The 19,683-nt window shown below is 66.9% G+C and carries 13 protein-coding genes; 5 read left to right on the forward strand and 8 right to left on the reverse strand.

What is annotated here, in order from left to right:
- Window positions 1-17: 17 nt before the first annotated feature.
- The 7 genes from mgrA to AC1RRR_RS15670 form a co-directional block, all read right to left on the reverse strand.
- Window positions 18-1,028, reverse strand: a complete 1,011-nt coding sequence (gene mgrA, locus AC1RRR_RS15640; protein WP_492815264.1) for an L-glyceraldehyde 3-phosphate reductase — start codon at window positions 1,026-1,028, stop codon at window positions 18-20.
- A gap of 52 nt (window positions 1,029-1,080) precedes the next feature.
- Complete coding sequence (locus tag AC1RRR_RS15645) at window positions 1,081-2,082, reverse strand: glycoside hydrolase family 5 protein (protein ID WP_492814455.1); 1,002 nt, start codon at window positions 2,080-2,082, stop codon at window positions 1,081-1,083.
- A gap of 79 nt (window positions 2,083-2,161) precedes the next feature.
- Window positions 2,162-2,890 carry a FadR/GntR family transcriptional regulator gene (locus AC1RRR_RS15650; RefSeq protein WP_492814457.1) on the reverse strand — a complete coding sequence of 243 codons (729 nt, stop codon included), beginning with the start codon at window positions 2,888-2,890 and terminating at the stop codon, window positions 2,162-2,164.
- A gap of 187 nt (window positions 2,891-3,077) precedes the next feature.
- Window positions 3,078-4,649, reverse strand: coding sequence for a sodium/sugar symporter (locus tag AC1RRR_RS15655; protein WP_492814458.1), 1,572 nt, complete (start codon window positions 4,647-4,649; stop codon window positions 3,078-3,080).
- Window positions 4,650-4,691: 42 nt separating this feature from the next.
- On the reverse strand, window positions 4,692-5,300 hold the full coding sequence (locus AC1RRR_RS15660; protein WP_492814460.1) for a 2-dehydro-3-deoxy-6-phosphogalactonate aldolase: 609 nt from the start codon (window positions 5,298-5,300) through the stop codon (window positions 4,692-4,694).
- 4 nt (window positions 5,301-5,304) lie between these two features.
- Window positions 5,305-6,219, reverse strand: coding sequence for a 2-dehydro-3-deoxygalactonokinase (locus AC1RRR_RS15665; protein WP_492814462.1), 915 nt, complete (start codon window positions 6,217-6,219; stop codon window positions 5,305-5,307).
- Window positions 6,220-7,956 (reverse strand): IlvD/Edd family dehydratase, encoded by a 1,737-nt coding sequence (locus AC1RRR_RS15670; protein ID WP_492814464.1) that lies wholly within the window; start codon window positions 7,954-7,956, stop codon window positions 6,220-6,222.
- 328 nt (window positions 7,957-8,284) lie between these two features.
- On the opposite strand from AC1RRR_RS15670, the gene AC1RRR_RS15675 reads away from it, so the two are divergent.
- From AC1RRR_RS15675 to AC1RRR_RS15690, 4 genes are all read left to right on the forward strand, one after another.
- Window positions 8,285-11,200 carry a TonB-dependent receptor gene (locus tag AC1RRR_RS15675; RefSeq protein WP_492814466.1) on the forward strand — a complete coding sequence of 972 codons (2,916 nt, stop codon included), beginning with the start codon at window positions 8,285-8,287 and terminating at the stop codon, window positions 11,198-11,200.
- Between the two features lie 132 nt (window positions 11,201-11,332).
- The gene (locus AC1RRR_RS15680; protein ID WP_492814468.1) at window positions 11,333-12,838 is read left to right on the forward strand and encodes a tryptophan halogenase family protein; all 1,506 of its coding nucleotides are present in this window, start codon (window positions 11,333-11,335) and stop codon (window positions 12,836-12,838) included.
- Window positions 12,839-13,120: 282 nt separating this feature from the next.
- Window positions 13,121-14,749: a DUF5597 domain-containing protein gene (locus AC1RRR_RS15685; RefSeq protein ID WP_492814470.1), complete on the forward strand. Its 1,629-nt coding sequence runs from the start codon at window positions 13,121-13,123 to the stop codon at window positions 14,747-14,749.
- Entirely contained in the window at window positions 14,650-17,595 is a 2,946-nt protein-coding gene (locus tag AC1RRR_RS15690) for a TIM-barrel domain-containing protein (protein ID WP_492814471.1), read from the forward strand. Before AC1RRR_RS15685 ends, AC1RRR_RS15690 begins: the two co-directional genes overlap by 100 nt.
- 115 nt (window positions 17,596-17,710) lie before the next feature.
- On the opposite strand, the gene AC1RRR_RS15695 is transcribed toward AC1RRR_RS15690, so the two are convergent.
- A complete protein-coding gene (locus tag AC1RRR_RS15695) occupies window positions 17,711-18,610 on the reverse strand; it encodes a LysR family transcriptional regulator (protein ID WP_492814473.1) in 900 nt (299 codons plus the stop codon).
- A gap of 142 nt (window positions 18,611-18,752) precedes the next feature.
- On the opposite strand from AC1RRR_RS15695, the gene wrbA reads away from it, so the two are divergent.
- Window positions 18,753-19,352: an NAD(P)H:quinone oxidoreductase gene (wrbA, locus tag AC1RRR_RS15700; RefSeq protein ID WP_492814475.1), complete on the forward strand. Its 600-nt coding sequence runs from the start codon at window positions 18,753-18,755 to the stop codon at window positions 19,350-19,352.
- Window positions 19,353-19,683: the final 331 nt, after the last annotated feature.

Below are 19,683 nucleotides of genomic sequence, written 5' to 3' on the forward strand. Positions count from 1 at the left end.
AACCTTGGCTATTATGGTTACGGCAGGTCGCCTGGTGCGAGCTCTGAGGACACCTTCCACAGATCAACGCCGCCTTCCGAGGCATGGCTGTCGATCTCGGTCAGCTCTTCAGCGGTAAACGACAGCGTGTTCAGCGCGGCCAGAGAGTCCTCCAGCTGGGCCACCGTGCGGGCGCCGATCAGGGCCGATGTGACGCGCGGATCACGCAGCACCCACGACAGGGCCAGCTGGGCCAGGGTCTGGCCGCGGCGCTTGGCGATGGCGTCCAGCGCGCGGATGCGGGCGATGTTGTCTTCGCTCAGCAGGTGACCGCCGAACGAGCCGCCCTTGGCCGCCCGGGAGTCGGCGGGCGCGCCGTTCAGGTACTTGCTGGTCAGCAGGCCCTGGGCCAGCGGCGAGAAGGCGATGCAGCCGACGCCCAGGGCCTCGAGGGTGTCCAGCAGCTCGTCCTCGATCCAGCGATTGACCATCGAATAGGACGGCTGGTGGATCAGCAGCGGCACGCCTTCGCTCTTGAGGATGGCGTGGGCTTGGCGGGTCAGCTCGGGCGAGTAGGACGAGATGCCGACGTACAGCGCCTTGCCCTGGCGGTGCAGGTGGGCGAGAGCGCCCATGGTCTCTTCCAGCGGCGTCGTGGGATCGACGCGGTGCGAATAGAAGATGTCGACATAGTCGACGCCCATGCGCTTGAGGCTCTGGTCGCAGCTGGCGATCAGGTACTTCCGCGAGCCGCCGATGCCGCCATAGGGGCCCGGCCACATGTCCCAGCCGGCCTTGGTCGAGATCACCAGCTCGTCGCGATGGGCCTTGAAATCGTCGTTCAGCACCTTGCCGAAGTTCTCTTCCGCCGAGCCGTAAGGTGGGCCGTAGTTGTTGGCCAGGTCGAAGTGGGTGACGCCCAGGTCGAACGCCCGGCGCAGGATGGCGCGGCCGGTCTCGAACACGTCGGCGCCGCCGAAGTTCTGCCACAGGCCCAGCGAGATGGCCGGCAGATCCAGGCCGCTGCGGCCCGTGCGGCGATAGGGCATCGACGAATAGCGGTCGGCGGCGGCGACGTACGGAGCTTGCACGAGAAAGGTCCTACTTCTTGGTGATCAGAGCGTCGTGAATGGGGGCGTTCCAGGCGTCGGCCTTGATGTCGTAGACCACGAAGTCGCTGTCAAACTGCCAGTAAGCCCAGGCGAAACCATGGGCCTCGGCCGCGCGGGCGACAGCTTGCGTATAGGCGATGCGCGAGTCGATTGGACCTTTGTCGTAGGCCCCGAATTCGCCCAGCAGAACGGGGCGGCGCTCGGCCTTGGCCCAGGCGACCACGGTGTCGAAATCCTTGTCGATGCGGGCGTGCTCGTCCGCCGTGCCCCAGCTGACGCCGACCGGCGGAACCGGGCTGGCCCACGACGCGCCCTGGTGAGTGAACGGGAACGGATCGTAGTAGTGGAAGGTCACGATCAGGTGACGATCGGCCTTGGGCAGCTGCAGGTCCGCCAGGCGGTGCAGGCTGTTCCAGTTGGTCGGGCCGACGATGACGTTGCGGGTCGGATTGGTCGGGCGGATGGCGGCCAGCAGGTCGGGGATCCAGGCGTTCCACACCGTGTCCATGGCGCGGTTGGGCTCGTTCAAAAGCTCGAACACCACCTGGTCCGGGGTCGCCTTGTACCGCTCGGCGATCTGTTTCCAGAAGCCGGTCAGCTTGGGCTTGCAGGCCGCCAGGTCGTCCTGGCAGGCGTTGAAGTCGTGCTCGTCCAGGATGACGGTCAGCTTGGCGGCCAGGGCCTCCTTCACGACCTTGTCCAGCGTCGCCAGCCACTGCGGATCCAGCCGGCCTTCGGCGTCCATGTGGGCGAAGGCGTGCAGGTTGACCCGCACCGTGTCGAAGCCGCCGGCCTTGATGGTCTTGAAGTGGCGATCCAGCTGGAAACGGGCCTTGGCGGGGTCCTTCCACAGCGGGTCGTAGCCGATGATGTTGACGCCGCGCTTCATGGCGGCGACCTGCGCTTCCGGCGAGATCTCGCGGGCGGCAACGGGCAAGGCCAGCAGGGCGACAAGCGCGCCCAGGCCCAGAACTTTGCGGATCGAGACCATGGCGTGCTCCCAGAGACGGCTCTAGCGGCCGCTACTTGACAACGTTGTCAATTCCAATCCGAAAAGCAAGCGCCGAGCGTCAGGCTTCGCGTCGCGCCGCTTCGCTTTCGGTGGACGGCGAGGCCGCGCGGATCAGCTCCAGCACGTCGACGATGATCTCGCGCATGGCCGCCGAGGCCTTGTCGGCGTCGCGGGCGATGATCGCCTCGGCCACGTCCTCGTGCGAGGGGATCGAGGCGGTGCGGCCCTTGATGCGGTTGGTGAACCGGATCGAGATGCGCAGCGCCGTGTTCACCAGCTCGTGCAGCTCGCGATAGAACGGGTTCTTGGTCGCGCTGAGGATGGCGATGTGGAAGGCGATGTCGGCGGTGAGGGGATCGTCCTCGCCCTGGGCGGCGGCCTTCATCCGGCGCAAGCCCCTGCGGATCTCCTCCAGTCCCGCCTCGTCGGCGTTGCGGGCGGCCAGGGCCGCGGCGGCGGGCTCGATGCCCAGGCGCATTTCCGTGAAGTCGGCCAGCAGGCGCAGGCTGAACTTGCGCTCCAGCAGCCAGCGCAGGACGTCCGGGTCCAGCATGTTCCACTCGGCTTCCGGCTCGACCACGGTGCCGTGGCGCGGGCGGGCGCTGAGCAGGCCCTTGGCGGTCAGCATCTTGACCGCCTCGCGGGTGACGGTGCGGCTGGCGCCGAACTGCTTGGAAAGCTCGCCCTCGGTCGGAAAGCCCACCTCGGCATATTCGCCGGTCACGATGGCCTGACCAAGTTGCTCGACCAGACCGTACGTCAAACTCAGGCCGGGCTGCGTGCGCATCGGCGGATCTTCTTTCCTGCGGCGGGGACGAAAAACGCGGTCGCCGCTGTCTAACTTGATTTGCTCCGCTCGCGAATGGAGCGGTTGCGCTGAATACAGCCGCGCCGGGAGCATTCGGCAAGAGCGTTCAGGTCGGAGGTCTGACCAAATGCAAAAAATGGGCGAGCCAATGGCCCGCCCATTGGCTTCACCACCAGGTGGCGTAGAGCGCGATGAGGATCAGGATGACGCCGATCCCGGCGATGTTGAAACCGGTCGAGGTCTTGTAGCTGACCCCTTCCAGGGTCACGACGCTGACCGGTGTCTTCTGCGGCGCGACCAGCGAGACCAGCACGGCCCCGGCCAGCGACAGCAGGAAGACGACGCCGACGCGGTTCATGAACGGCATGGTGTAGATGGCCTGTTCCTGCAGGTACCAGAACACCGCCGACAGCACGGCCGAGCCGATGGCGGCGGTCAGGGCCCCGGCGGTGGTCGCCTTCTTCCAGAACATACCCAGGATGAAGATCACCACGATCCCCGGCGTGAAGAAGCCGGTGAACTCCTGGATGAACTGGAAGGCCTGCTCGGCGCCGCCCAGCAGCGGCTTGGCGGTCAGCACACCGATGATCACCGCGATGACGGCGGTCAGGCGGCCGACAGTGACCAGCTGCTTCTCGCTCGTTCCCGGACGGGCCTTGGCGTAGACGTCCAGGGTGAAGATGGTGGCGATCGAATTGATCTTGGCCGCCAGCGACGCGACGATCGCCGCCACCAGGGCCGCGAACACCAGGCCCAGCAGGCCGGGCGGCAGCAGCTTCATCATCTCCGGATAGGCCTGGTCGGGCTTGATGCCTTGCGGGGCCAGAACCAGGGCGGCGATGCCCGGCAGCACCACGATCACCGGCATCAGCAGCTTCAGATAGGCCGCCATGGCGATGCCCTTCTGGGCTTCCTTGAGGTCCTTGGCGCCCAGGGCGCGCTGGATGATGTACTGGTTGAAGCCCCAGTAGCTGATGTTCATGATCCACAGGCCGCCGACCAGCACCGCGATGCCGGGCAGGTCCTTGTAGTGCGTGTTGTCCTTGCTGAGGATCATGTCGAACTTCTCGGGGAACTGGGTCGTCAGGTGGTGGAAGCCCGCGACCACGTCGCCGTTGCCGATCTTGCCCAGCGACAGCCAGGCGATGATCAGGCCGCCGGTGACCAGCAGCGCCACCTGGACGATGTCGGTGAGCGCGACCGCCTTCAGCCCGCCCCAGATCTGATAGGCCAGGGCGAAGGCGCCGATGGCGGCCAGGGCCCACATCTGGTCCAGGCCGGTGACGGTGTGGATGGCGATCGAGCCCAGCCACAGGATCGAGGTCAGGTTCACGAAGACGTACAGGCCCAGCCAGAACACGGCCATCAGGGTCCGCACGCTGGGGCCATACCGCTGCTCCAGGAACTGCGGCATGGTGTAGACGCCGTTCTTCAGGAACACCGGCAGGAAATACTTCCCGACGATCAGCAGGGTCAGGGCCGCCATCCACTCATAGGAGGCGATGGCCAGGCCGATGGCGTAGCCCGAGCCGCTCATGCCGATGATCTGCTCGGCCGAGATGTTGGCGGCGATCAGCGAGGCGCCGATGGCCCACCAGGGCAGGGCCTTGCCGGCCAGGAAGTAGTCGGTCGAGTCCTTCTGGTGGCCGCCCTTGTCGCGGCTGACCCACTGGGCCAGGCCGAAGATGGCGACGGCGTAGATCGCCAGCACCGCGATATCGATGGCTGCTAGGTTCATGGTCCTCCCCCTCCGTTCTTGTCGTCGTCGTTCTTGTTGTCGTTAGGCGTTCCAGGCCGCGACCAGGGCGGCGGCGCGTTCGCCGACCTCCTGGGCGGTGAAGCCCGGCTTGTAGAGCTCGCCGCCGACGCCGATGCCGGCCACGCCGGCGGCCTTCCAGACGTCGAGATTGGCCGCGCCGACACCGCCGACGGCGTAGACGGCGATGTCCTTGGGCAGCACGTCCTTGATCGCCTTGATGTGGCCCGGACCGAAGGTGCCGGCCGGGAACAGCTTCAGGGCTTTCGCGCCCGCTTTGACGGCCGCGAAGGCCTCGGACGGCGTGGCGAAGCCGGGCATGGCGGTCAGGTTCAGGGCGACCGCGCGGGCGATGACCTCGGGGTCGGTGTTGGGCGTGACGATCAGCTTGCCGCCCACGGATGCGACGTCGTCCACGGCTTGCGGCGACAGCACGGTGCCGGCCCCGCACAGGGCCTGTTCCCCGAAGGCGTCGCACAGCTTACCGATGCTCTCCAGCGGGTCGGGCGAGTTCAGCGGCACCTCGATGCCCTTGATCCCGGCGGCCACCAGGGCGGCGGCGATGTCGAGGATCTCGGTCGGCTTCACGCCGCGCAGGATGGCCACGATCGGGGGCGGAGCGGCGTTGGTCATAAGCTTACTGGTCCTGAATTCTGGAAATCGCCGACAGTCCGGCCAGGACGGCCGCATCGCCGCCGACGGTGTTGGCTTCGACGCCGGCCTTGGCCAGCGCATGGACGTAGAGGTCGCTCAAGGCCCCGGCGCCGATCACGGTGACGGCCTGCATCGGTCCGAACCAGTCGCGGGCGGCGGCCACGTCGGCCCCGATCAACAGGCCGGACAGGAAGCCCATGGCGTCGGCGGAGGACATGTCCTCCAGCAGTTGCCGCGCGCGGGTCTCGAACATCAGGTGCGGCAGGCGCTGGGCGCCGTGCTCGGCGATGCGGAACAGGCCTTGCGCGAAGCCCTCGGCCGAACCGTCGGCCTGAGAACCGCCGCCGGCCGCCAGGGTCGAGTGCTGCTTGAGCAGCGCGAAGGTCTCGCCGACCGGAGCGGTGACGAAACCCATGATCTGGCCGTCCTCGACCACGGTCCACTTGTTGTGGGTGCCGGGCAAAACGAGCAGGTGGCGGCCGGTGCGCAAGGTCCCATCCAGCGCCAGGGCGCCGAAGACCTGCGTCTCCTCGCCGCGCATCACGTCGGGACCGCCCAGCGGGTTGGCGCAGGACAGGCCCGGGACCAGGGTCACCGGCAGGCCGTCGGCCTCGAACCGCAGTGCCTTCTCCGCCACATCAGCGGGACCAGCCGGGCAGGCGGCGTAGGGCGCTTCCTTCCAGCCGATGCGCGAGCCGACCATGCCGCACATCAGGGCGCCGGCCGGATGGGCCTCGCGCCAGTCGCCGACCAGGTCGAGGAAGGTCTTCTCCGGCGTGTCGGTCAGGGCCGAGACGCCCGGGCCATCGCGGCGATGGATCACGCTCTTGCCCTGGCGCAGCCACAGCCGCAGGCGCGAGGTGCCCCAGTCGCCGACGATGACGATGTCCTGGTCCATCTAGTGGCTCTCGCGCGTGACGACCGAGCCCGAGGCCCCGACCAGGAAGTCCAGGTCCGCGCCCTGGTCGGCCTGCAGCACGTGGTCGACATAAAGCTTGGCGTAGCCGCGCGTGTATTTCGCCGGCGGCGGATCGGCGCGCCAGGCGGCCAGGCGGCTCTCCAGCTCGGCGTCGCTGATGGCCAGGCTGAGCGAACGCGCCGGCCCATCGAACACGATCTCGTCGCCATTGCGCACCACGGCCAGCGGGCCGCCGGCGTCGGACTCGGGCGAGACGTGCAGGATCACCGCGCCATAGGCGGTGCCGCTCATCCGGGCGTCGCTGATCCGCAGCATGTCCTTGACGCCCTTTTCCAGCAGCTTGCGAGGCAGCGGCATGTTGCCGACCTCGGGCATGCCCGGATAGCCCTTGGGACCACAGCCCTTCAAGACCAGGATCGAGCTGGCGTCGACGTCCAGGTCCGGATCGTCGATGCGGGCGCGGAAGTCCTCGATGGTCTCGAACACCACGGCCTTGCCGCGATGGCTGAGCAGCTCGGGCGAGGCCGCGCTGGGCTTCATCACCGCGCCGCCGGGGGCGAGGTTGCCGCGCAGCACCCAGATGCCGCTGTCGGGCTTCACCGGATCGGCCATCGTGCGGATGACCTCGGCGTTGAACACCTCGGCGGCTTCGTACTGGGCGCCGATGCGGTGGCCGGCCACGGTCGGGGCGTTCGGATCGAGCACCGGCTCCAGCTGCTTCATCACCGCCGGCAGGCCGCCGGCATAGTGCAGGTCCTCCATCAGGAACCTGCCCGAGGGCTGCAGGTCGACCAGCAGCGGCACGTCGCGCGACAAGTGGTCGAAGTCCTCGAGATCCAGCTTCACGCCCAGGCGACCGGCCAGGGCCAGCAGGTGGACCACGGCGTTGGTCGAGCCGCCGATCGCGGCGTGGACGCGCAAAGCGTTTTCGAACGCGGCGCGGGTGGCGACCTTGGACAGCGTCCGGTCTTCCTTGACCATCCGCACGATGGTCCGGCCGGTCTCGTGCGACAGGGCCCGGCGGCGGGCGTCCACGGCGGGGATACTAGCGTTGTAGGGCAGGGACAGGCCCATGGCCTCGATGATCGCGGCCATGGTCGAGGCCGTGCCCATGGTCATGCAGGTGCCCGGCGAGCGGCTCATGCCGCTCTCGGCCGACATGAAATCAGCCAGAGTCATCTCACCCGCCCGGACGGCTTCGGAGAACTTCCAGACGTCGGTGCCCGAGCCGATGTCCTTGCCGCGGAACTTGCCGTTCAGCATCGGCCCGGACGAGACGACGATGGTCGGCAAGTCCACGCTGGCCGCGCCCATCAGCTGGCCGGGCGTGGTCTTGTCGCAGCCGCCCAGCAGCACGACGCCGTCGATCGGATTGCCCCGGATCGACTCCTCGACCTCCATGGCCAAGAGGTTGCGGAACAGCATGGCGGTGGGCCGCATCTGGGTCTCGCCCAGCGACATGGCCGGGAACTCCAGCGGCAGGCCGCCGGCCTCCCAGACGCCGCGCTTCACGTGCTCGGCGATCTCGCGCAGGTGGGCATTGCAGGGAGTGATCTCGGACCAGGTGTTGCAGATGCCGATCACCGGCCGGCCGTCGAACACGTCGTCGGGCAGGCCCTGGCTCTTCATCCACGATCGGTGGATGAACCCGTCCCGATCCAGCTTGCCATAGGTGCCGCCGCTGCGCAGGCCCTTGCCCGCGGTGTCGTCGCTCATGTCCGTCCCTAACGCGGGCTACTGGCCCCGCCCCTCAGAATTATGCGGCCATTTATAGTATAATAATGATCTAGGCAATCGGCCGCCGGAACAGCCGAGCTTTGGAAGCGCTTCCGGATTTCCTGCGGTTGATCGCGGTGTCATTGCCTGCGGTGTGGCCGAAACAACGCTGTCATGTCGGAAATGATAGCGCTATCAATTTCGGCTTGAAGGTAGCAATTATACGATTATAGCTACCGAATATGGAGCAAGCGGCATGTCAGGCCGCACGTCACCGGTCGCTCAAGAACGAACCGGGACGGCTCCCCATAGGGGAAGGGAACAGCGCATGCAGCGCCTCAATTCGTCTCGTCGTAAAATCATGCTGGCTGGCGCTTCGGCCCTGGTTCTGTGCGCCGCCGCGCCCGCGGCCTTCGCCCAGCAGATCGAAAGCACGGCCGTCGACGAGGTCGTCGTCACCGGCCAGCGCGCCGCCATCCAGTCGGCGCAGAAACTGAAACAGAACGCCGAGCAACTGGTCGACTCGATCACCGCCACGGACATCGGCGCCCTGCCGGACCGCTCGGTCACCGAGGCCCTGCAACGGGTCGCCGGCGTCACCATCGGCCGCACCTCGGACGGCCGCGACGCCGACCGCCTGTCGGTCGAGGGCTCGGGCGTGCAGGTCCGCGGCCTGAGCTGGGTGCGCGGGGAACTGAACGGCCGCGACAGCTTCTCGGCCAAGAGCGGCCGCACCCTGAGCTTCGAGGATATCCCGCCCGAGCTGATGGCCGGCGTGGACGTCTACAAGAACCCCTCGGCCGACATCATCGAAGGCGGCGTCGGCGGCACGGTCAACCTGCGCACCCGCCTGCCATTCGACAGCGCCAAGCGCATCATCGCCTATTCGATCGACGGCTCGTACGGCGACCTGGCTAAGAAGTGGAAGCCCTCGGGCTCGGTCCTCTACAGCGATCGCTTCCAGACCGGCATCGGCGAGGTCGGCTTCCTGATCGACCTGTCGGACTCCAAGCTGAAGAGCCGCACCGACACCATCTCGGTCGACCCGTACTTCGTCCGCACCGACCTGGCGCCCGGCAAGACGGTCTATGTCCCCGGGGGCTTCGGCTACCGCAGCCTGGACTTCGACCGCGAGCGCAAGGGCATCGACGCCGCCGTGCAATGGCGCCCGAACGACCAGTGGGAAGCGACCCTGCAGTTCCTGCGCTCGTCGGCCCTGATGGCCTCGTCCGAGCACGCGGTGGGCTTCAATGTCGGCTCGACCAACGGCCCGGCCGCCGGCACGACCTTCACCTATGACAACGGCGGCCACTTCACCAAGGGCACGCTGGCCCAGACGCCGGGCGGCACCAGCCTGGGCTCGTCGACCATCGACACCCGCTATGCCGAGCGCAGCTCGGTGACCTCGGACTACTCGCTGAACCTGAAGTACAATCCCAACGACAAGTGGTCGTTCAGCGGCGACGTCCAGTACATCTACGCCAAGACCAAGACCGTCGACACGACCGCGTTCAACGCGCTCAGCTCGGACGCCTCGCCCGCCAGCCTGGACCTGACGAGCGACCTGCCGACCATCACGATGAACAACAACACGGCGTTCACCTCGAACCCGGCCAGCTACTACCTGCAGGCCGTGATGGACCACCACGACCGCAACGAGGGCAGCGAGCTGGCCACGCGGCTGGACGGCGGCTACGAGTTCGACGACGACGGCTGGCTGAAGTCGCTGAAGTTCGGCGTCCGCAGCACCTATCGCCAGACCACGACCCGTGAGACGGCCTATCGCTGGGACACGGTGGCGCCCAGCTGGTCCGCCCCGTCGATCGACCAGCTGGCCCCGTACAAGGGCCACTACAGCCTCTATCCGTTCGACGACTATTTCCGCGGCGCGGTGCACCTGCCGGCGACCTTCGTCATGCCGAACGCCGAGTTCGTCCACGACTACGCCAGCTTCGCCAAGACGATCGAGCAGATCGCCATCGCGGGCGGCGGCGGCTGGCGTCCGTTCGCGGGCGACTTCGAAAGCCAGGCCCAGAACGGCGGCAAGGGCAGCACCAACCACCAGAAGGAAAAGACCCTGGCGGGCTACGCCATGCTGCGCTTCGGCCACGACGTCGCGATCGGCGGCGAGGAACGCGAGCTGGACGGCAATATCGGCGTCCGCGTCGTCAAGACCGAGACCACCAGCCAGGGCATCCAGGTCTTCAACACCAACACCCAGACGACCGTCCCGGCGGCCGACCTGGCTTTCGCCAATGGGGCCCGGAGCGCCTTCGTCGGCGGTCGCGACTACGTCAACGTCCTGCCCAGCCTGAACGTGCGCCTGAAGGTGACGCCGGAGATGTTCCTGCGCTTCGCCGCCGCCAAGGCGGTGGTGCGTCCGGATTTCGCCCAGCTGCAGCCGAACTACGCGATCAGCGCCACCAACGGCTTCCTGACCGGCGGCGCCTGCTCCAGCACCATCCCCGGCGGCGCCCAGGCCAACTGCGTGTTCCAGTACACGGCCAACGCCGGCAATCCGAACCTGAAGCCGATCCGCTCCACCCAGTACGACCTGGCCTGGGAGTGGTACTTCGCCCCGACCGGCAGCCTGACGGCTACCGTGTTCTACAAGGACATCTACGGCTTCATCACCAACGGCGCCCAGCCCGTCACCTTCACCAACAACGGGGTGACCCGCACGGTCCAGGTGATCCAGCCGTACAATGCCGGCAAGGGCTCGATCAAAGGCTTCGAGGTCGCCTACCAGCAGTACTACGACTTCCTGCCGGGCCTGCTGAAGGGCTTCGGCGTGCAGGCCAACTTCACCTATGTCGACAGCAAGGGCGCGCGTAACGCCGCGTCCAACCCGTACGACAACAGCCAGCTGACCAACATCACCACGCACGGCGAGGAGATGCCGCTCGAGGGCCTGTCGAAGAAGAGCTACAACCTCGCGGCCCTGTACGACCTGGGCAGGGTGTCGGCCCGCCTGGCCTACAACTGGCGTGAGCGTTACCTGCTGACCACCACGGCGGCGAACATCAACATCCCCGCCTGGTACGACGACTACGGCCAGCTGGACGGCTCGGTGTTCTACACGGTCAACGACAAGATCAAGGTCGGCTTCCAGGCCGTGAACCTGACCAACACCAAGACCAAGATCCTGGTCAGCTATCCGGGGCGTCCGGAAGAAGGCCTGACGGGCCACAACTGGGTGGTGGCCGATCGCCGCTACTCGGTGGTGCTGCGCGGGACGTTCTAGCGCCGTAAAAACTGTCATCCCGGCCAAGCGCGCAGCGCGCCGAGCCGGGACCGCAGCAGGCTCAGAGCTTGCCGCGGTCCCGGCTCTCCGCTTCGCTACGGCCGGGATGACAGGTTTGGTTGAGGGATCGATATGTATCGCAAGTTCGTGGTGGTCGGCGGCGGCACGGCCGGCTGGATCGCCGCGGCGACCCTGATCCAGGCCATGAAGGGCCGGATCGGCGAGGTCGAGCTGATCGAGTCCGAGGAGATCGGCACGGTCGGCGTCGGCGAGGCCACCATCCCGCCGATCCAGTTCCTGAACGGCCTCCTGGGCATCGACGAGATCGACTTCATCAAGCAGACCCAGGCGACGTTCAAGCTGGGCATCCAGTTCCGCGACTGGGGCCGCCTGGGCGCGGAGTATTTCCACCCCTTCGGCCCTTACGGCCAGGCGATCGAGGGCGTGGGTTTCCATCACTACTGGCTGCGGCTGAAGGCCCAGGGCGAGGGCGGCAGCCTGGACAGCTACGCTCTGGCCACGGTCGCGGCCAAGGCCGGCAAGTTCGCCCTGCCGCCCAAGGACCTGCCGCCCGGCGTGCCGGGCCTGGGCTACGCCTACCACTTCGACGCCGGCCTCTACGCCAAGTACCTGCGCGGTTACGCCGAGGCGCGGGGCGTCAAGCGCACCGAGGGCAAGATCGCCAAGGTCGAGCAGGACCCCGAGAGCGGCTTCGTCACCGGCCTGACCCTGGCCGACGGCCGCCGGGTCGAGGGTGACTTCTTCGTCGACTGTTCGGGGTTTCGGGGCCTGCTGATCGAGCAGGCGCTGGAGGCGGGTTACGAGGACTGGTCGCACTGGCTGCCCTGCGATCGCGCCCTGGCCGTGCCGTGCGAGAACGCCTATCCGCTGACGCCCTACACCCGCTCGACCGCGCGCGAGGCCGGCTGGCAGTGGCGGATCCCGCTGCAGCACCGAACCGGCAACGGCTATGTCTATTGCAGCAGCCATATCAGCGATGATGCGGCCGCCGACACGCTGCTCGCCAACCTGGACGGCAAGGCCCTGGCCGACCCGCGCCCGCTACGCTTCACCGCCGGTCGCCGCAAGAAGAGCTGGAGCAAGAACGTGGTGGCCTTGGGGTTGGCCGGCGGCTTCATGGAGCCGCTGGAATCGACCAGCATCCACCTGATCCAGACCGGGGCCATGCGCCTTTTGTCGCTGCTTCCGATCGGCGGCTACGACCCGGCCGCCGAGGCCGAGTTCAACCGGCTGACCCAGATCGAATACGAGCAGATCCGCGACTTCATCGTCCTGCACTACAAGGCGACCCAGCGCGATGACGCCGAGCTTTGGCGCTACTGCCGCGACATGGCCGTCCCCGACAGCCTGGCCCACAAGATCGAGCTCTTCGAAAGCCGCGCCAAGATCGCCCGCTTCGACGAGCAGCTGTTCGCCGAGCCCAGCTGGCTGGCGGTGTTCCTGGGGCAGGGGATTTCGCCCCGCGACTACGACCGCCTGGCGGACGTGCCGGCCTATGACGAGGTGGCTGGCGCGCTGCTCCGGATCGGTCGGATGAATGCCGACATCGTGGCCCGCCTGCCCACGCATGACGCCTTCATCGCAGCGGCCTGCAAGGCCGACCCGGTGGCCCTTTGAATGGATGACAACGCTATCAAAACTTCTTGTTGGTCTGAATTATACGACTATAGTCTGACTAGCTTAGGCGGTGCGGCAGAGGGTTTCATGGCCCTGGCCTCGCCTCGCGCGACACCTCTCCCCGAGGTCGCGCGACGTCTTTCCCCGCGCATCGTCACCTGCGGCGGTGCGCGGATTTTTTTGAGCCACGCGGACTTGCTTGCGCCCTCCGGCGGGGCAATGGTCCGACAATAAGATTGATAGCGCTAACATCGATTTGGCGCTCGCGTACGGAGGAGGCGGATGGGACTTTCGCGCTTCATAGCGACCCTCGGAATGGTCTCGGCCTTGGCCCTGTCGACGGACGCCATCGCGGCCGATCGCGAGATCCCGCGTCTGGTCGAGAAGGACGGTCGCCATGCCCTGATGGTCGACGGCGCGCCGTTCCTGATCCTGGGCGCCCAGGTCAACAACTCGTCCGCCTGGCCCTCGCAGATGCCCAAGGTCTGGCCGGCCGTCGCCAAGATGGGCGCCAACACCGTCCAGGTGCCGATTGCCTGGGAGCAGATCGAGCCGGTCGAGGGCAAGTTCGACTTCTCGTACCTGGACCTGCTGCTCAAGCAGGCCCGCGAGCATGACGTGCGCCTGGTCCTCCTGTGGTTCGGCACCTGGAAGAACAGCTCGCCGTCCTACGCCCCCGAGTGGGTCAAGCTGGACGACAAGCGCTTCCCGCGCCTGAAGAAGGAGGACGGTCAGCGCTCGTACTCGATGTCGCCGCTGGCCCAGTCGACGCTCGATGCCGACCGCAAGGCCTTCGTGGCCCTGATGACCCACCTGAAGGCCAAGGACAGCGCCGAGCGCACCGTCATCATGGTTCAGGTCGAGAACGAGACCGGCACCTACGGCACGGTCCGCGACTTCGGCCCCGCCGCCCAGAAGGTGTTCGAGGGTCCCGCGCCGGCGGCGCTGGTGAAGGCCGTGGGCGCCAAGCCCGGCACGTGGTCGCAAGCCTTCGGCAAGGACGCCGACGAGTACTTCCACGCCTGGCATATCGGCCGCTTCGTCGACCAGGTGACCGCCGCCGGCAAGGCCGTCTATCCGCTGCCGATGTACGTCAACGCCGCCCTGCGCGACCCGATCAAGCCGGGCGAGCCCAAGAGCTATTCGGCCGGCGGCCCGACCGACAATGTCATCGGCGTCTGGAAGGCCGCGGCCCCCTCGGTCGATCTGATCGCGCCCGACATCTACATGAAGGAGTCGGTCAAATATTCGGCCGCCCTGGCCCACTACAAACGGCCCGGCAACGCGCTGTTCGTGGCCGAGACCGGCAACGATCCGGTCTATGCCCGCTACGTCTTCGATGCGCTGGGCCGCCAGGGCATCGGCTTCTCGCCGTTCGGCATGGACTATACCGGCTACGCCAACTTCCCGCTGGGCGCGGCCAAGCTGGACGACGCCACGGTCGAGGCCTTCGCGGCCAACTACCGCCTGCTGGGCGGCATGGCCCGCGAGTGGGCCAAGCTGTCCTTCGAGAACAAGGTGTTCGGCGGCTCCGAGCCCGACGACCGCGCGCCCCAGACCACGACCATGGGCGCCTGGACCGTCACCCTGCGCTACGGCAAGTGGCAGTTCGGGGCGTCCGACTGGGCCTGGCTCAAGGACCGCCCGCCCGGCCCGCAAGGTCCTGACGGCGGCGGCGTCGTCGCCCAGCTGTCGCCCGACGAGTTCCTGGTCACCGGCCGCAATGTCCGCTTCGAGTTCGGCCGCGCGCTGAAGGACAACAAGCCGATGCTGATGGCCCGCGTGGAAGAGGGTCACTTCGAGAACGGCCAATGGGTCTTCGACCGCCTGTGGAACGGCGACCAGACCGACTACGGCCTCAACTTCACCGGCGGCGCGCAGATCCTGCGGGTCAAGCTCGCCACCTACTGACGGGACCAGCCATGCGTATCCTAGCTCTCTCTACGTTCAGCCTCGCCTTGCTGGCCTCCACCTCGGCGCTGGCCCTCGACGGCGGCTTCGAGAAGACCGCCGACGGCGTCATCGTCACCCCCGCCTCGGGAGCGGCCAAGAAGGTCCGCCTGCAGGTGATGAGCGACCGCGCCATCCGCGTCACCGCCTCACCCACCGACACGATCGACGCGCCTCAGAGCCTGATGGTCATCGCCCAGCCGAAGACCAGCGGCTTCACGGTCACCGAGACCGCCGGCAAGGTCGTGCTGAAGGCCGGCAAGGCCACCGCCGAAGTGACGCTGAAGGACGGCCAGGTCTCGTTCAAGGACGCGGCCGGCAAGACGGTTCTGGCCGAGCAGGGGCGGGCGGCGTTCAAGCCGCACACCATCGACGGCAAGGGCTTCTACGCCATCAGCCAGCGTTTCAATCCGTCCACGAATGAAGGCTTCTACGGCCTAGGGCAGCACCAGAACGGCCAGATGAACTACAACGGCCAGGACGTCGAGCTGGCCCAGTATAATCGCGACATCGCCGTCCCGTTCGTGCTGTCGACCCGCAACTACGGCGTCCTGTGGGACAATAACGGTATCACCCGCTTCGGCGACCCGACGCCCTATGCCCTGGCCTCGCGCGACCTGAAGATCACCGACGCCAGCGGCAAGCCCGGCGGCTTCACCGCCAAGTACTACGTCAAGGGCGAGCTGAAGCTGACCCGGACCGAGAAGGACATCGACTACCAATATCTGGACGACCTGCCCAATTGGCCGGCCGAGCTGCAGACCGCCGACAAGAAGCCGGTGAAGGGCGCGACCGTGGTCTGGGAGGGCTTCGTCGAGCCTAAGGCCAGCGGCGTCCAGAAGTTCAAGCTGTACTCGTCCAGCTACGCCAAGATCTGGGTCGACGGGCAGCTGAAGATCGATCGCTGGCGGCAAAATTGGAACCCGTGGTTCCACAATTTCACCGTCCCGATGAAGGCCGGCATGCGCCACAAGGTCCGCGTCGAGTGGGATCCCAACGACGGCTATGTCGCCCTGCTGCACAACGACCCGATCCCGGCGGCGCAGCAGAAGTCGCTGACCCTGACGTCAGACGTCGCCCATACGATCGACTACTACTTCGTGGCCGGCGACAACCTGGACCAGGTCGTGTCCGGCTATCGTGAGCTGACCGGCAAGGCCCAGGCCCTGCCGCGCTGGTCGTACGGCTTCTGGCAGAGCCGCCAGCGCTACAACACCCAGGACGAGCTGGTCGGGGTGGTCAAGGAGTACCGCAAGCGCCAGGTCCCGCTGGACAACATCGTCCTCGACTGGCGCTACTGGAAGGACGACAGCTGGGGCAGCCACAAGTTCGACGAAACGCGCTTCCCCGACCCCAAGAAGATGCTGAAGGACGTCCACGACCTGGACGCCCACTTCATGATCTCGATCTGGCCCAAGTTCTATCCGACGACCAAGAACTACAAGGAGCTGGACGCCAAGGGCTTCATGTACCGCCGCAATGTCGAGCAGGGCGCGCTGGACTGGGTGGGGCCGGGGTATCTGAACTCGTTCTACGACCCCTATACGCAGGAAGCGCGCGACATCTACTGGCGCCAGGTCAAGGAGAACCTGGGCGGCGTGGGCATCGACGCCTGGTGGATGGACAGCGACGAGCCGGACATGCACTCCAACCTCGACATCCCCGAGCGCACCCTGCGCATGGGGCCGACCGCCAAGGGGCCGGGCGCGGAGTTCTTCAACTCGTACCCGCTGCTGCACACCCAGGCGGTGTTCGACGGCGAGCATCAGCGTGATCCGGACAAGCGCTCGTACATCTTCTCACGCTCGGGCTTTGGCGGCATCCAGCGCCAGGGCGTGGCCCTGTGGAGCGGCGACGTCGTGGCCCGCTGGGACGACTTCAAGGACCAGATCTCGGCCGGTGTGAACCTGTCGATGTCGGGCATCCCCAACTGGACCACCGACATCGGCGGCTTCTCGGTCGAGGAGCGTTATGAAAAGCGCGATCCCAAGCACTGGGCCGAGTGGCAGGAGCTGAACCTGCGCTGGTTCCAGTTCGGCGCCTTCTCGCCCCTGTTCCGCAGCCACGGCGAGGAGCCCTTCCGCGAGATCTGGAACCTCGCCGACGAGGGGACCGAGGTCTACAACTCGCTCGTCTGGTACGATCAGCTGCGCTACCGGCTGATGCCCTACACCCTGACCCTGGCGGGCGAGACCTATCACCGCGATGGCAGCATCATGCGCGGCCTGGTCATGGACTATCCCAACGACCTGAAGGCGCGGGACGTCAATGACGAGTACCTGTACGGCTCGGCGTTCCTGGTCGCCCCGGTCACCGAGTTCAAGGCGCGCTCGCGGTCGGTGTACCTGCCGGCCGGGACCACCTGGTATGACTTCGAGACCGGCAAGGCTCACGCCGGTGGCCAGTCGATCAAGGCCGACGCGCCGCTGGGCCGCATGCCGCTGTTCGTGAAGGCCGGCGCCATCGTGCCGACCACCGAGGTCCAGCAATATGTCGGCGAGAAGCCGGACCTGCCGATCACCCTGGTGATCTACACGGGTAAGGACGGCCAGTACGAGCTCTACGAGGACGACGGCCTGACCATGGCCTATCAGCGCGGGGCCTACAGCCGGATCCCGATCAGCTACGACAACGCCTCGGGCCGAGTCGTGATCGGGGCGCGGTCGGGCAAGTTCGACGGCATGGTCGACAAGCGGACGTTCAAGGTGCGGTTCATCGGGGCGGGCGCCAAGCCGACCGACTTCGCGGCGGCGGCCGATGCGACGGTGGAGTACGCCGGTGACGCGGTCGTGGTGACGCGGAAGTAGGCCGCTGAAACGGAAACCTCGCCCTTCGACAAGCTCAGGGTGAGGTTTCCTACTGAACCGCCGCGAAAAGTAGTCCTCATCCTGAGCTTGTCGAAGGATGAGGACGGCCGCACCGTCAGTCCGCCTGCCCTCTAAACCGCTCGATCAGAAACGCCGTCGCCGGGCCCGGCGGCGTATCGCTCCGATGCACCGCGTGCAGCGTGTAGTGCGCGCTCGCCATCTCGGCCATGTCCAGCCGCACCAAGCGCCCAACCTCCAGATCCTCGCGCACCATGGGCTCGGGCATGTTGCCCCAGCCCAGGCCCTCCTTCAGCAGGATGTGCTTGGCCCCCAGGTCCGCCAGCCGCCACGTGTGGGCGCTGGCGACGGCGAAGTCGCGGCCTTCGGTCAGATGCGAGCGGTCGGTGAGCACCAGCTGGGTGTGGTCGCGGCCCGCGCCCGGCGGGTTGGGACCCTTCGCCAGCGGATGGTCCGGCGCGGCCACGGGGATGAGCAAGGTGGCGCCGACCGCGATATAGTCCAGCTCGTCGCCGCCATGGACGACGTCCAGCGGCCCGGCCACGCCCAGGGTGGCGCGGCGGTCCAGCACCATCTGGGTCACGGCGCCCAGGCCCTCGACATGCAAGCGCAGGGTCACGGTCGGGAAGGCCTCGCGGAAGGCGCGCAGCGCATCGACCACCCGCGCCGTCGGCAGCATGACGTCCAGCACCAGGTGCACCTCGGCCTCGAGGCCCTGCAGCAGGCCCTTGGCCTGAGCCCGAAGGGCCGCCACATCGCCGGCGATCACCCGGGCGCGGGCCAGCATCGCCTTGCCGGCCTCGGTCAGCACCGGGCTCTTGGCGGCGTCGCGGTCAAACAGCGCCAGGCCCAGTTGGGCCTCGAGATTGGCGATGGCGTAGCTGATCACCGAATTGGCCCGGTTCAGCCGCCGGGCCGCAGCCGCGAAGCCGCCTTCCTCGACGATGGTCAGGAACACGGTCAGCTGGTCCAGGGTCGGTGTGCCGGGCTCGCTCATAGTGGTCTCATCGTTCGAAAATCTCGAACGTCATAGACGATTTTATTCGGATATCGCGCAAGCCCAAGCGGCGCCAAAACCCACGACAACGACGAGGACATGACGTCCCCGCCATTCGCATCAAGGCAAGGGATTAGCCGTCATGGCCAAGGTTCTGGTTCTCTACTATTCGTCCTACGGTCACCTGGAAACGATGGCCAAGGCCGTCGCCGAGGGCGCGCGCGAAGCCGGCGCGAGCGTCGACATCAAGCGCGTGCCGGAAACCGTGCCGCTGGAGATCGCCAAGGGCGCCCACTTCAAGCTCGATCAAGAAGCCCCGGTCGCGGCCGTGGAAGATCTGGCCAACTACGACGCCATCATCGTCGGCGCCCCGACCCGCTTTGGCCGGATGGCCTCGCAGGTCGCGGCCTTCTTCGACGCGGCTGGCGGCCTGTGGGCCCGCGGCGCCCTGCACGGCAAGGTGGCCGGCGCCTTCACCTCGACGGCGACCCAGCACGGCGGTCAGGAGACCACCCTGTTCTCGATCATCACCAACCTGCTGCACTTCGGCACGACGATCGTGGGCCTGGACTACGGCCACGCCGGCCAGATGACCCTGGATGAAGTCACCGGCGGCAGCCCGTACGGCGCCACCACCATCGCCGGCGGCGACGGCTCGCGTCAGCCCAGCGCCAACGAGCTGGACGGCGCCCGCTATCAGGGCCGCAAGATCGCCGAGACCGCGATCAAGCTGCACGGCTGATCGCACTGAGTTTGTAACCGGTCGTCTCTCCCCCACCGACGACCGGCAGTCGAGGCCGGCTGGCTCCTTTCCCCTCCCTCTCTCTTGAGAAGGAATGGGAGCCGGTCGGCCTTTTCCTTCGTTCCACCTCAAAACAAGGAGTCTCTCCCATGCGCCGTCGCAGCAGCCTTCTTGGCGATCTCTGGAAAGGGTTCGTCTTCGTGATCACCATCCGGGCGATCGCCAAGCACTATCGTTCGCCCCGCCTCTACCTGGCCGATCGTTGATCTCGAGGTGACTACACCTCAAGGTGTACCCAAGTTGAGTTGAAGTTGTGCCATTTTGATACAGG

This window comes from Caulobacter sp. GW821-FHT12D05 (assembly GCF_058807295.1).